At 73.7% G+C, this 13,274-nt stretch carries 13 protein-coding genes; 5 read left to right on the top strand and 8 right to left on the bottom strand.

Annotation, left to right across the window (positions count from 1 at the left end; all coding sequences use genetic code 11):
• Positions 1–158: 158 nt before the first annotated feature.
• From fxsA to ACWCP2_RS22835, 4 genes are all read right to left on the bottom strand, one after another.
• Positions 159–770, bottom strand: coding sequence for an FxsA family membrane protein (gene fxsA, locus ACWCP2_RS22850; protein ID WP_450910413.1), 612 nt, complete (start codon positions 768–770; stop codon positions 159–161).
• Between the two features lie 128 nt (positions 771–898).
• Positions 899–1,705 (bottom strand): polyprenol monophosphomannose synthase, encoded by an 807-nt coding sequence (locus ACWCP2_RS22845; protein WP_450910412.1) that lies wholly within the window; start codon positions 1,703–1,705, stop codon positions 899–901.
• Positions 1,706–2,043: 338 nt separating this feature from the next.
• The gene (locus ACWCP2_RS22840; protein ID WP_450910411.1) at positions 2,044–3,693 is read right to left on the bottom strand and encodes an amidohydrolase; all 1,650 of its coding nucleotides are present in this window, start codon (positions 3,691–3,693) and stop codon (positions 2,044–2,046) included.
• Between the two features lie 176 nt (positions 3,694–3,869).
• Positions 3,870–4,310, bottom strand: coding sequence for an Lrp/AsnC family transcriptional regulator (locus ACWCP2_RS22835; RefSeq protein ID WP_266581396.1), 441 nt, complete (start codon positions 4,308–4,310; stop codon positions 3,870–3,872).
• A gap of 218 nt (positions 4,311–4,528) precedes the next feature.
• Between ACWCP2_RS22835 and ACWCP2_RS22830 the strand changes: the two genes are divergently transcribed.
• On the top strand, positions 4,529–4,975 hold the full coding sequence (locus ACWCP2_RS22830) for a hypothetical protein (protein ID WP_450910410.1): 447 nt from the start codon (positions 4,529–4,531) through the stop codon (positions 4,973–4,975).
• Positions 4,976–4,987: 12 nt separating this feature from the next.
• On the opposite strand, the gene ACWCP2_RS22825 is transcribed toward ACWCP2_RS22830, so the two are convergent.
• Positions 4,988–6,091 carry a phosphotransferase family protein gene (locus ACWCP2_RS22825; RefSeq protein WP_450910409.1) on the bottom strand — a complete coding sequence of 368 codons (1,104 nt, stop codon included), beginning with the start codon at positions 6,089–6,091 and terminating at the stop codon, positions 4,988–4,990.
• Positions 6,092–6,148: 57 nt separating this feature from the next.
• A complete protein-coding gene (locus tag ACWCP2_RS22820; RefSeq protein WP_450910408.1) occupies positions 6,149–7,282 on the bottom strand; it encodes a hypothetical protein in 1,134 nt (377 codons plus the stop codon).
• A gap of 510 nt (positions 7,283–7,792) precedes the next feature.
• Between ACWCP2_RS22820 and ACWCP2_RS22815 the strand changes: the two genes are divergently transcribed.
• Positions 7,793–8,050: a hypothetical protein gene (locus tag ACWCP2_RS22815; RefSeq protein WP_450910407.1), complete on the top strand. Its 258-nt coding sequence runs from the start codon at positions 7,793–7,795 to the stop codon at positions 8,048–8,050.
• Positions 8,051–8,072: 22 nt separating this feature from the next.
• On the opposite strand, the gene ACWCP2_RS22810 is transcribed toward ACWCP2_RS22815, so the two are convergent.
• Positions 8,073–8,789 carry a TetR/AcrR family transcriptional regulator C-terminal domain-containing protein gene (locus ACWCP2_RS22810; protein ID WP_450910406.1) on the bottom strand — a complete coding sequence of 239 codons (717 nt, stop codon included), beginning with the start codon at positions 8,787–8,789 and terminating at the stop codon, positions 8,073–8,075.
• Positions 8,790–8,968: 179 nt separating this feature from the next.
• Between ACWCP2_RS22810 and ACWCP2_RS22805 the strand changes: the two genes are divergently transcribed.
• The 3 genes from ACWCP2_RS22805 to ACWCP2_RS22795 all read left to right on the top strand — a co-directional run bounded on the left by ACWCP2_RS22805 (position 8,969) and on the right by ACWCP2_RS22795 (position 11,993).
• The gene (locus ACWCP2_RS22805) at positions 8,969–10,612 is read left to right on the top strand and encodes a CocE/NonD family hydrolase (RefSeq protein WP_450910416.1); all 1,644 of its coding nucleotides are present in this window, start codon (positions 8,969–8,971) and stop codon (positions 10,610–10,612) included.
• 124 nt (positions 10,613–10,736) lie between these two features.
• Positions 10,737–11,606, top strand: coding sequence for an AraC family transcriptional regulator (locus tag ACWCP2_RS22800; protein ID WP_450910405.1), 870 nt, complete (start codon positions 10,737–10,739; stop codon positions 11,604–11,606).
• A 171-nt stretch (positions 11,607–11,777) separates the two neighbouring features.
• Positions 11,778–11,993: a hypothetical protein gene (locus ACWCP2_RS22795; protein WP_450910404.1), complete on the top strand. Its 216-nt coding sequence runs from the start codon at positions 11,778–11,780 to the stop codon at positions 11,991–11,993.
• Positions 11,994–12,051: 58 nt separating this feature from the next.
• On the opposite strand, the gene ACWCP2_RS22790 is transcribed toward ACWCP2_RS22795, so the two are convergent.
• Positions 12,052–13,221 (bottom strand): acyl-CoA dehydrogenase family protein, encoded by a 1,170-nt coding sequence (locus tag ACWCP2_RS22790; protein ID WP_450910403.1) that lies wholly within the window; start codon positions 13,219–13,221, stop codon positions 12,052–12,054.
• Positions 13,222–13,274 lie beyond the last annotated feature (53 nt).

Raw genomic sequence — 13,274 nt, 5'->3', positions numbered from 1 at the left:
GCCAGGCGGCCTCCTCGACGCAGCCGATCTTGAAGCCCTGGCGCTCCTCGATGACGCGTACGAACTCCGAGGCCTGGACCATGGAGACACACCGTGTGGTGGGCCCCTCCGCTTCGTGCTGTCCGGTCCGTCCGGTCCGTCTCGTCCTGCCCGGCGGGTCAGTGGGTCAGGGGCGGGCGCCGGCCGGTGTCGGGCCGCCGCGGGGCGTCCTCGCGGACGACCTCGCCCTGAATGACCTCGCCCGGGACGACCTTGCCGTCCGGGTAGTGGATCCGGGCCTGCTGGAAGGCGTCGCCGAAGGAACCGGCCGGGGCCGTGGCCATCTTCCGCTCCAGGGAGCGGGCGGCCCGGCGGCCGATCAGGGCGCGGACGGGCGGGAGCAGGAGCAGCAGGCCGGCCGCGTCCGAGATCAGGCCGGGCATCATCAGGAGCAGGCCGGCCAGCATGGTCAGGCCGTTGCCCGTGCCGGGCTTACCGGGCTGCGGCGGGGTCGGCCCGCGGCCCTCCTGGGCCTGCTGGGCCTGCTGGGCCTGCTGGAAGGTCTCCGTCAGGTTCTTGAAGGCGCGTCGCCCGGCCCGCTTGATGACCACCGCACCCAGCACCAGGCCGCCCGCGAGCAGCAGGGCGACACCGCCGCCGCCGATCACTCCGGCGACCTGGCCGAGCAGCCAGATCTCCAGGATCAGCCAGGCCGCGATGGCCAGGGGAAGGTACGTCCGGGCGGGCGAACGCCGCCGGGGGGCCGCAGAGGTCGGAACACCGGTCGTCATATCCCCAGTGTGCCTGGGCCGGTGTAAAGACGTCCTCAGCCGGAGGTACCGGACATCCCCTAGGGGTGCCGCGGGCCCCGGGGGTGACGCGGGCCCCGGGGGTGACGCGGGCCCCGGGGTGGCGCGGGCTACTTGCCCTGCGGCCTGCCCGTCGGCTTGCCCGTGGGCTTGCCCGTCAGCTTGTCCGAGAGCTTGCCCGCGTGCTCCTTGAGGCCCCACTGGGTGACCCGCCAGAGGGCCTCCACCACGATGTCCTTGCTCATCTTGCTGTCGCCGAACTCGCGCTCGACGAAGGTGATGGGCACCTCCACCACGCGGAAGCCCTTCTGCACCGCCCTCCGGGCCAGGTCCACCTGGAAGCAGTAGCCGGCCGAGGCCACGTCGGCCAGGCCCAGCCCCTCGAGGGTCTCGCGGCGGAAGGCGCGGTAGCCGCCGGTCACGTCGCGGATCGGGACGCCCAGCATCAGCCGGGAGTACGTGGACCCGCCCCGGGAGAGGAACTCACGGCTCTTGGGCCAGTTGACGACCCGGCCGCCCGGCACCCAGCGGGAGCCCAGCACCAGGTCGGCGCCCTCCAGGGCGGTGAGCAGCCTGGGCAGCTCCTCGGGCTGGTGGGAGCCGTCGGCATCCATCTCGATGATGACGCCGTAGCCGTTCTCCAGACCCCATCCGAAGCCGGCCAGGTAGGCGGCCCCGAGGCCTTCCTTGCCCTTGCGGTGCAGGACGTGGACCTGGTCGTCCGCGGCCGCCAGCTCGTCGGCGAGCTTTCCGGTGCCGTCCGGGCTGTTGTCGTCGGCCACGAGGACGTGGGCCCCGGGCACAGCCGCGCGGACGCGGCCGACGATCAGCCCGATGTTCTCCGCCTCGTTGTAGGTCGGAATGATCACCAAGGCCGTGCCGAGCGGTCCGTAGCTTCGCTGTCCGCCGTCGCTCACTGATTCCCCTTTTTGCGTGCTCGTACATCCAGTACGTCGTGTCGCAGAGGATGATTTTAGAACAGCGATCGGGGCCCGCGGTCCTTCGGGCCGGACCGGCTCCCGCTGGCTGCGGGCCGCCTGACCGTTGTCTACTGGACCGCGGGGCCCCGATCTGAGGCCACCGGCCCCCAAATCTCCTGCGGAGCAGGGGGGACGCCCTTGCGGCGAAACCTTCCCTCGCCCCCGAGGCGCGGGCGCGGCTGAGCGATCGGCTCCGTCCGGTTCGGACGTCCGGTGGTGGACCCGGCCGAACCTATCCGGGTCCGGCCGCCCTCACCGAACCACGGCCACCCGGATCACCCCTGTGGCCGTACGAATACCTCCCGGCCACCGACGACGGTGGCCAGGCAGAGCGGCAGCTCGCCGCCGGGGGTCAGGTCCGGCAGTCCGGGGGTTCCGGAGCGGGGGTCCGTGGACCAGCGGGCGACCCGGTCGTCGGGGGCCTGGACCACCAGTTCGGCCGTGTCCCAGACCGCGTAGTCGGCCGGGGCGCCGGGGACGAGGATGCCCGCGTCGTCGCGGCCCAGGGCACGCCAGCCGCCGCGCGTGTGGGCGGCGAAGGCCGCCCGGGCGGAGATGCGGTGGGCGGGGGTGCGGTGGAAGGCCGCCGCCCGCACGGTGCCCCACGGGTCGAGCGGGGTGACCGGGGCGTCGGAGCCGAAGGCCAGCGGAACGCCGGCCTTGAGCATGGCCGCGTACGGGTTCAGGGTGCGGGCGCGCCCGGCGCCGAGCCGGTCGGCGTACATGCCCTGCTCGCCGCCCCACAGCGCGTCGAAGGCGGGCTGCACGGAGGCGGTGAGGCCGAGCTCCGCGAAGGCGGCGATGGTGTCCGGGGTCATCATCTCGGCGTGCTCGACGCGGTGCCTGGCGGCGCGGACGCGGTCCAGGCCGACCTTGTCGGCGGCGGCCCGGACCCCGGTGACCACGGCGGTGATCGCGGCGTCCCCGATGGCGTGGAAGCCCGCCTGGAGGCCCGCCTCGGTGCAGGCGGCGACGTGCTCGGCGACGGCCCGCTCGTCGAGGTAGTCGGTGCCGGTGTGCTCCGCGTCGGCGTACGGGGCGTGCAGGCAGGCGGTGTGCGAGCCGAGGGCTCCGTCGACGAAGAGGTCGCCGGCCGCCCCGACGGCGCCGAGTTCCCTGACCAGGGCGAGGTCCCGGTCGGCCCAGTAGCCGAAGACGCGGGGACCCGGGCGCTCGCGGGCGAGGTCGAGGAGCGCGGTGAAGTCCTCCGGGGAGGAGATCTCCGGGCCGCCGCACTCGTGGACGGAGCCGATGCCGAGGGAAGCCGCCCGGTCGAGGGCGGCCCGCTGGGCCTCGGCGCGCTGGGCGGGGGTCACGGCGGCCAGCGCGGCCCGGCGTACGGCGTGGTGGTCGTCCCGGGTCAGCGGCTCGTCACCGGCCGGCCGCACCTGCGGGACGAGCTCCAGCAGGGCGGTGGTCACCACGGCCGAGTGCACGTCGATCCGGCTCAGGTAGAGGGGGCGCCCGTTGGTGGCCCGGTCCAGCTCCTCCCGGCGCGGGGCGCGCCGCTCGGGCCAGCGGGCGGCGTCCCAGCCGTGCCCGAGGAGCACCCGGTCGGCGGGGCGGCGCTCCGCGTACGCGCGGACGAGCTCCAGCGCCTCCGGGAGCGAGCGGGCCCCGGTCAGGTCCAGGCCGGTGAGGGCGAGGCCGGCGGAGGTGGTGTGCACGTGGGCGTCGGTGAAGGCGGGGGTGACGAGCGCCCCGCCGAGGTCGACGACCTCGTCCACGCCCTGCGCGAAGGCATCGGCGGCGCCTTCGGAGCCGACCCAGGCGATGTGCCCGCGCTCGACGACCATCGCGGTGGCGAAGGGGTCGGCGGGACTGTGGACCTCTCCGCCGCGGAGGAGGACCGTGCGGGAGCCTGCGGCGGTGGGGGCGGGGGCTCCGGCGGCTGTGGCGGAGTCGGCGGTGGTGCGGTCTGTCATGCCGACAGTCTGGCGGGTGCGTCGCGCACCGCGGAACACGGCCCCGTCGTGGCGGCCGGGGGGAGTTCCCCTGCCCGCCCTTCGCCCGTTCCCCGGGGCTGCGCCCCGGACCCCGTTGCCGGGGCCGGCCCCGGACCCCCGTGCCTCGGACGCCGGCGAGGCTGGTGCCGGTGGGCTCAGATGCGGGGCGGGCGGGCCTCGTACGGGGTGGAGAGGACCACCGTCGTGCGGGTGGAGACGTGCGCCAGGGCGCGGAGGCGGCCCAGGAGGTCTTCCAGTTCCAGCGGGGTGGCCACGCGGACCTTGAGGATGTAGTTCTCGTCGCCCGCGACGCTGTGGCAGGCCTCGATCTCGGGGACCCCGGCCAGTCGCTCGGCGATGTCGTCCGGATCGCTCGGATCGAAGGGCTTGACCGAGATGAAGGCCGTGAGGGGCAGACCGACGGCCTCGGGGTCGACGACCGCCGCGTAACCGCGGATGACTCCGCGCTGCTCCAGTCGGCGTACTCGCTGATGGACCGCCGACGTGGACAGTCCGGTGGCCTTGCCCAGGTCCGTGTAGCTCATCCGCCCGTCCCGCACGAGCAGATCCACGATCTGGCGGTCCAGCTCCTCCATTGCGCTCATAGCCGCACAACTTACGGCCCCGAACCGTTCAGGCCCAGCCGTGTCCACGGATTGAGGCGGCACCTGCGACGGGCATGTGACCAAGGCCACAGGGGTAAGCGGGCGTACGGCGGCCGGATGTGGTTACTCGTGCCGTGCGACGGGAAGTGCTTGGGGTGGCCGTGGCCGAAGAACCTGCCCGCCCGGCCCACCCAAGGGGGAGTACATCCATGCTGAACACCAAGCGCGCCGGTCGCATCGAACCGGAGCCCCTGGAAATCGTCGAGAGCGGTTACGCCGACGACGACGAATACCTCGCATACGCCGAGGGCTTCGAGATCCACCACGCGACCTGCCCCGACTGCGGCCAGTCGATCGCCCTCGTCGCGGACGAGGAGTTCCTGCCGGAGCACGCCCTCTGCCTGACCCCGTGGAACCCCTTCGGGCTCACGGTGTGCGCGGGCACCGGGCGGCCCGCCTCCGACGCGCTGCCCACCCTCGTCTTCGGCGACGTCGAGGCCACGGAGCTGGAGCCCGTCGTCCACCTGGCGCTGCCGCAGGGGCTGGACTGGCGGACGCAGCCCTTCTCGCACGTCGGCGGCCCCGGCTCGCGGCCCGTGCGGATGCCGGCGCCCGCGGTGATGCCGCAGATGCGCCAGCACGCGCAGGCCGCCTGAGCCCGAGGACCTCTACCAGTACGTTCCCTGCACCATGGCGGCGAGACTGGCATGGTGCAGGATCAGGCTGTCGGGATCCTGCGGGACCTCGACCTCCCCGAAGTGCGCCTGCCGGTAGGCGATGCGCAGCATCACGATCCCGTGCCGCAGGGCGGCGTAGAGCGTGTGGAACTCCATGTCCCGCGGCGTGTGCCCGGTGAGTTCGGCGTACCGGCGTTCGATGTCCGCGCGGCGCAGGAAGTCCGGCAGTCCCGGCTGGCCGAAACTCACCGTCAGGTCCTGGAAGAACCGGTGCAGGTAGACGGTCCAGCCGAGGTCGACCTCGCGCGGGGCGCAGGCCGCCATCTCCCAGTCGAGGACGGCCACGGGTGCGAAGCCGTCGGCCTCGAAGACGACGTTGCCGATGCGCGCGTCGCCCCAGTTGAGGACGGCGGGGCCGCCCTCGTCGGCGGGCCAGAGCTCCTCGAGGCGGGCGAACGCCCGCTCCAGCAGGGGCGATCGGGACTTTCCGTCAACCACCCAGTCGTAGTAGGCCCGTTGGGCTTCGACGTGGCGGCGCAGCGGACTGCCTTCACCCTCCGGGAGGAGGAACCGCGCCTGTTCGGGCGGGAACTGGTCGTGCAGCCGGGCGAGCAGCGCGATGCTCGACTCCTGGAGCGCGGCGCGCTGCGCGTCGGTCGCGGCGTGCAGCCAGTTCCCCTCGTAGGTGTAGGGCATCACGTCGGGCGGTACGCGCCCTTCGGCGCGGGCCATCACGAAGAACGGGGCACCGAGCGGCCCGGGGTCCTCTTCCAGCCACTGCACGCGCGGGACCGGCAGGTCGGTGTGGGCGGCGACCAGGCTCATGACCCGGTGCTGGCGGGGCATGTCGTACGTCGGGAACACGGTGTAGGCGGCCGGGTCGGCGGCGAGGCGCAGCGCGCAGGCGCGGATCGGGGCGTCGGGGTGCTCTATGTCGAAGAGCAGGGTCTCGCTGGACATGCCGTTGGAGCCGGGGACGGAGATGTTGGTGACCTTCGCGCCGGGCAGCTCGGCGTCGAGCCAGGCGGCGAGGCGCCGGCCCAGCTCCTCGGGTTCGCGGGTGGAGGTACGGGGGCGCGGTGCCGGTCCTGCCATGGGAAACCCCTTCTCTGGATTGGCCGTTGAGGCGTACGCGGTTGGGGCCGGCGCTCGCTACGGGGCGACCGAGCTGTAGTCGGCGAAGCCGCTGGGGTCGTGGCGGCCGAAGCTGCCGTGCTCGAAGATGCCGTAGCCGGTGCGGCCTTCGAGGGTGAAGCGGGCCGAGTGGTCGGTGACCCCGAAGGCGGCCATGGGGTGGGCCGCGGGGTCGGAGAGGTCGTAGGTGCGCCGGTCGGTCCAGCCGCGGCCCTGCCAGGTGCCGTGCTGCCAGTCGGAGGCGGGCGGGTAGCCGGCCCCGACGGCGAGCGGGGAGGAGTTGAGGATCTCCACGCCGAGTTCGAGGGGTTTGCGGCCGGCCGGGTCGGTGAGGTGGACGACGGCGCTCTCGGGGTGGCGGCCGCCCGGGCGGTAGCGGATGTCGGTGTGCGGCCAGCCGAGCTGTACGTCGTGGCGGCCGTCGCCCTCGGGGAAGACCTGGACGGCCTCGCTGAGGGCCCGGTGGCCGTCGGCGTCCTCCTGGGTGATGACCATCAGGAAGCGGTCCTCGAACCGGACGGGGATCCAGAGCCAGTGGAAGCCTTCGGGGCGGTGCTCCTCGGCGGCGCGGCCGCCGTCCTCGCCGGGGATCGGGCGCACGCCCCAGCTCCGGTCGCGGGTGCCGGTCCAGTCGGCGTCGAGGGTGAACTCCTCCCCCTTGGCACGGATGGTGCCGGTGACGCTGCCGGCCTGGACGAAGCGGCGGCCTTCGAGGATGAGCCGGTCGCCCCGGCGCTGGGTGTGGTGCGGCTCCCAGACGGCGGGGAACCCGGCGGTCCAGGTGATCTCGTAGGAGAGCCCGTCGGGGTCCTCGGGGTCGGCGGCGCAGGAGAGGGTGAGCCGGCGGAGGGGTTCGTCGACGGTGATCCGGAGCGGGCCGACGGTGAGGTTCATGCGGTCGTCGGTGAGGGCGTCGGAGGCGCGGACCGCGAGGAGTTCGTCGCCGACGCGGAGGGTGGCGTAGGCGTCGATGACCCCGGCGTTGGGGTAGACCCCGAGGCCGAGGATCAGGACGGCGCGGCCCGCGTGGTCGAAGACGTGGAAGATGCAGCGGTCGTAGGCGTTGCGATCTCCGGTGACGAGGTGCTTCATCGACAACGGGGCCTGGTGGATGGGGTATTCGTCGAGCGGTACGGGCCGGTCGGCGGGCATGGCGAACCTCCGTGGACGGGTGCGGGGGGTGACACCTGAGCGGAAATGACGGTACGTCAGATTGCCGGGTGGGGACCAGGGTTGTGGCACGAACTGCCAAGGAGACACGTTCTGCGGGGGCCCGGTCGGGGCGGGCCTGGGACGGGGGCCGGCGGGGCCGGGGCGCGGGCGGTGCGGCCTGCCGGGCCCCGGGGCCCGCCCGACCCGCGGACGGTGGGGCCGGCCCGAGCCCGTCAGCGCGGCGGCCGGTCAAGACCGCGCCACGGGGAGCCCCCGGGGGCGGCGCGGGTGGACATCGGGCGGTCGTGCGCTTCCACGCGCTCGACGTCGGCGCTCGTCAAGGGTGGATGTCGATACCGCCGTCGTCCGTCCTCACCGTCACGGTGTGGCCGGCCTTGCGGTCGACCGGGATGTGGAGCGGCTGGTCAGCACGGTGAGCGTGGACCGCAGCAGGTTCACGGACAGTTCCGGAGCCGGCTGTGCGGGAATCTCCAGCCCGCACAGGGTGGCGTGCCGGTCGCGCTCGGCATCCGCGAGCCGGTGCAGCAGCCAGGCCGCCACCATGACCAGGGGTGCGCCGGTGAGGGCGACCGGCAGCGGTGCCGGAAGCGGGACGGGCCCTTGATGGTGCTGCTGGTCGCGGCGGTGTCCGGCCTGTCCGCGGTGCTGGTGGACCACCCCGGCGCCGTGGCGACGCTGTGGGTGGCCGCGGCGGTCGTCTGCGCCTGCCGGACGCGGATCTGCCGGCCGTACGAGCCGGGCAACTGAGCACCAGCGGTAGGGCGCCCGGTCAGTTCGTGGTGAGGCCGTCGATCAGGCGGTTCAGGAAGCGGGTGAAGGTGGCTTCGGGGGTGACGGGGCGGCCGGGGGACGCCAGGGCCTGCGCCAGTTCCGGGTGGTGGCCGTCCGCGGCCACGGCGGTGAGGTAGCGGATTTCGGCCGCCAGCCGGTCGGGGGACTGGAGGGCCGCGGCGCCGGCGAGCTCGTGGGTGACGTGGCCGGCCACGAATGCCGTGAGCTGGGCGAAGACCTCCAGCTTCGCCGCACCGTCCAGCCCGGTGGGCCGCAGGGCGGCCAGTGCGCGCTCCAGGAAGGCCAGGGTGTTGGGCCCGGGGGTGCGGCGGACGGCCAGGGCGGCGGGCAGCCAGGGGTGGCGGAGCATGTGGGCGCGCTGGAGGTGGGCGATGGCCTTCAGCTCGGCCCGCCAGTCGCCGGTGGGCGTGTGCGCGGCCGGCAGCTCGGCGCAGACGTGGTCGACCATCAGCTCCACCAGCGTCTCCTTGTCTGGGGCGTAGCTGTACAGCGACATCGCGCCGGCCCCGACCTCCGCGGCCACCTTCCGGATGGTGACCGCGTCGATCCCCTCCGCGTCCGCCAGCGCGACGGCCGCCGCCGTGATCGCCTCCCGGCTGTAGGAGGGCTTGCGGCCCCTGCGGGGCTGGGCGGAGCCCAGCCAGAGCTGCTCGGGGTCGACGCCCGGGGCGCCGCCTTCTCCTGCACGGGACATGTCCGCGCCTCTTTCCTTGATCGAGGCCCTTGCGCCTCTCATGCAAACATAAGCTATTCTCGTACATCGTACGGATAAAGAGGAGGGGCAGCACGATGGCAGCACGCATGAACGTTTCCGGGGCGAGGTCCACCACCTGGGCAGCGCCCGCCGGCAAGCCGCCGCTCGCCTCGCGGATGATGAGGGCGACCTGGCGCGGCCTCCCGGCCAAGCGGCACGACATCGGCTGGGAGCCGGGGCTCCAGGTGCCCGGCGCCGACGGCAGCCCGCTGATCACGGACCACTACTTCCCGCGCACCGAGGGCGACTTCCCCACCCTGCTCGTGCGCTCCCCGTACGGCCGGGGCCTGCCGTGGTCCCCGATGTACGGGATGCTCTTCGCCGAACAGGGCTTCCACGTGGTGCTGCAGAGCTGCCGCGGCACCGGCGGATCCGGCGGCACGTTCGACCTGTGGCGCAACGAGGCCGCCGACGGCCTGGCCACGGTGGACTGGCTGCGCGAACAGCCCTGGTTCAACGGGACGCTGGGGACCGTCGGCCCCAGCTACCTGGGCTACGTGCAGTGGGCCCTCGCCGCGGACCCGCCCCCGGAGTTGAAGGCGATGGTGGTGCAGGTGGGGCTGCACGATCCGCACGCCCTGTTCCACGCGGACGGTGCGCTCCGTCTGGAGAACGCCCTCGCCGTCGGCGCCGGCATGACGTACCAGCACCAGGGGATGGCGGCGTTCGTGAAGGCGACCCTGCGTCTGCAGCGGCGGCTGGGCGAGGTCACCACCGCGCAGCCGCTGCGCGGGGCGCACGTGTCCGCCCTCGGGGGCGAAGTGCCCTGGCTGGACGAGGTGATGGCGCACCCCGACGCCGAGGACGCGTACTGGGACGGCGCGTCGCTGGCAGCGGTCGCGGAGCGGCTGCGGGTGCCGACCAGCCTGGTCACCGGCTGGCACGACGCACTGGGCGAGCAGACCTTGGAGCAGTACCGCCGGCTCCGTGCGGCCGGCTGCGAAACCTCCCTGCTCGTCGGCCCGTGGACCCACACCTCCGCGCTGCAGCAGGGGTGGCCCGAGGTGTTCGCCGACAGTCTCGCCTGGCTGCGCGCGCACCTGTGCGGCGATCGCTCGGAGCTGCGTCCCACCCGGGTGCGCGTACACGTCGGCGGCGAGGGCGAGGGCGCGGGCGCATGGCGCGACATGGACGACTGGGATGCGCCGACCGCGGCCGCCGGCCCGTGGTTCCCCACCGCGCAGGAGCACCTGATCCGGCAGGCTCCCGCGGACCGCGCGCCCGTGATGACGTTCCGCTACGACCCCGGCGACCCCACCCCCTCGCTGGGAGGCCCCCTGCTCTCCCGTACGGCCGGTCCCCGGGACAACGGCGCCCTGGAGGTCCGGGACGACGTCCTGACCTTCACGGGCCCGCCGCTGACCGAGCCCCTGGACGTCGTCGGCCCGGTCTCCGCGCGGCTGAGCATCTCCACCGACACCGGCCACGCCGACGTCTTCGCCCGCCTGTGCGACGTGGACGCCCAGGGCCGTTCCGTCAACGTCTGCGACGGGCTGGGCCGGGTGCGGACACAGGGGCAGGAACCCTCGCGGATCACCGTGCCGATGAGCTCCACCGCACACCGTTTCGCCGTCGGTCACCGTGTGCGCTGGCAGATCAGCGGAGGCGCCCATCCGCGCTACGCCCGCGGTACCGGCACCGGGGAGCCGGCGCTGGACGCCACCGTCTTCGCACCGGTGCGCATCACGCTCCACGCCGACTCGGCCCTGCTGCTCCCGGGACGCGCCGACGGTTCCGAACCCGGCGGCAGCACCTCCGCCTGACCGGACGGCCGGATGACCGGACGACCGGACGACCGGACGGCCGGATGACCGGATCGGATCGCTGCGGTCGGGTCCCGCCGGGGTGCGACCGGGCAGGGTGGAACCCGACTCGAAAGGAGGCCTCGTGATCTCGGCACTCAACCGGCTCGTCGATCTCGTCGAGGAACACCTCGCGGAGGAGCTCGACGTCCACGGACTGGCCGCGGAACTCGGCACGACCGGGTACCACCTGCGCCGGATGTTCTCGTCCTTGGCCGGCATGCCGCTGTCGGAGTACGTGCGCCGGCGCCGCATGACCGTCGCCGCCGCCGACCTCGTCCGCGGCGGCGACGATCTGCTGGGCATCGCCGTCCGGTACGGGTACGGCTCGACCGAGGCGTTCGGACGCGCGTTCCGTGCCGTCCACGGCGCCGGCCCCCGTGACGTGCGCCGCGACGGAGGCCCCCTGCGCACACAGCCACGGCTCAGGATCCGCCTGACCGTCGAAGGGAGCACCCCCATGGACACCCGCCTCACCGACCGCCCCGCGTTCCGGCTGCTCGGACACGCGGCCCGGGTTCCGCTCGTCCACCAGGGCGTCAACCCGCACATCCAGCGGCACGTCACCGCGCTGCCGTACGAGGAGCACCTGCGGCTGAAGGCCCTCGGCGACACCGAACCGGCCGGACTGCTGGCGGTGTCGGACGACGTGGACCCCGACGGTACGGAGGGCAGCGAGCTGACCTACCTGCACGGGGTCGCCGCGTCCCGGGGGACGGCGGCCCCCGACGACCTGGACGCCATCGAGGTGCCGGCCGGCACGTGGGCGGTCTTCCGCACCGCCGGACCCCATCCGCAGGCCCTGCAGACGACCTGGGCCGCGACGGCGACCGACTGGTTCCCCTCCAACCCGTGGCGCCTGCGGCCCGGTCCCTCGATCGTCGCGGTCCTGGAGCGCGCGGAGGACTTCAGCACCGCGACCTGCGAGCTGTGGCTGCCCGTCGAACCGGCGTGAAGGATCGCGGACCCGGCCGGGCGGGAACCGGAGGGGGTCGGAGTGAGCCGGAGGGAGCCGGAGAGGGCCGGAGAGGGCCGGAGGGGGCCCGGAGGGAGCTGAGGGGAAAGGTCGAACGGATGGGCGGGGTTACCCGTGGGTCCGGTGGCGCGTTGGCCCGGTATGACCACGATGGAGACTTCCACGCCGAGGGTGGGGCGCCGTCGGCGGGCGCCCGCCGCAGGGTACGAAGAATCGGTTCGGCAGGCCCCCGACCCGCCCATCTACCGCGCGCTGCTCACCCGGTGGGAGGAGGACGGCCGGACCGTGCCGGGGCAGCGCGATCCGGAGTGGTCCCGGATCGCCTCCTCCCCGATCTGGCCGACCGGCCCCCTCTTCGGCGGCTGACGCGGCCGACGCGGCCGACGCGACTCACGCGACGGACGCGGCGGACGCGCCCGACCGGTCAGCGGGATTCCGGGCCCGCCAGGTGGCGGGCGATCACCATGCGCTGGATCTGGTTCGTGCCCTCCACGATCTGGAGGACCTTCGCCTCGCGCATCAGCCGCTCGACCGGGAAGTCCGCCGTGTACCCGTAGCCGCCCAGGACCTGGACCGCGTCCGTCGTGACGGCCATCGCCGCGTCGGTGCAGAAGAGCTTGGCCATGGCCGCCTGGCGGGAGAAGGGCTTGCCCGCGTCCCGCAGCCGCGCCGCCGCCAGGTACAGCGCCCGGCCCGCCTCGATCTTCGTCGCCATGTCGGCCAGCATGAACCGCAGGCCCTGGAAGTCCGCGATGGGGTGTCCGAACTGCTTGCGGTCCAGCGCGTAGGCCAGGGCCTCGTCCAGTGCGGCCTGGGCCACGCCGATCGCACAGGCCGCGATGCCGAGGCGGCCCGCGTCCAGGGCGGCGAGGGCGATGGTGAAGCCCTGGCCCTCCTCGCCGATGCGGCGCGTGTCGGGGACCCGTACGCCGTCGAAGTGCAGCTGGGCGGTGGGCGAGCCCTTCATGCCCATCTTCTTCTCGGGGACCGCGGCCGTGAGGCCTTGCGCGTCGCCCGGGACCAGGAAGGCCGTGATGCCCTTCGGGCCGTCCACGCCCGTGCGGGCCAGCACCGTGTAGAAGTCCGCGACGCCGCCGTGCGTGATCCAGGCCTTGGTGCCGGTGATCAGCCAGTCCTCGCCGTCCCGGACCGCCTTGGTGGTCAGGGAGGCGGCGTCCGAGCCCGAGGACGGCTCGGAGAGGCAGTACGCGCCGAGCAGTCCGCCGCCGAGCATGGCGGGCAGGTGGGCGCCCTGCTGTTCCTTGGTTCCGTAGCCGGCCAGACCGTGGCAGGCCAGCGAGTGCACGCTGACACCGAGCCCGACGGTCAGGCGGGCCGCGGCCAGTTCCTCCAGCACCTGGAGGTAGACCTCGTACGGCTGGTCGCCGCCGCCGAACTCGCCGGCGTACGGAAGTCCGAGCAGCCCGGCCTCGGAGAGCAGCGCGAACACCTCGCGGGGGAAGCGGCCGGCGTCCTCCTCCTCGGCGGCCCGGGGGCGGATCTCCCGCTGCGCGATCTCGCGCACGAGCGCGAGCAGGTCTCGGGACTCCTCGGTGGGCAGCGATCGGTCCACCTGCGGCGCACGGTCGGTCATGGCGTCGCTCTCCTCACGTTCAAGCACGGGGCGGCGCGTGAGGGTGGTACGCG

The organism is Streptomyces sp. NPDC002104, assembly GCF_053593795.1.
Note: the sequence above shows the minus strand (reverse complement) of the source record. Positions and strands in the feature narration are given on the sequence as shown.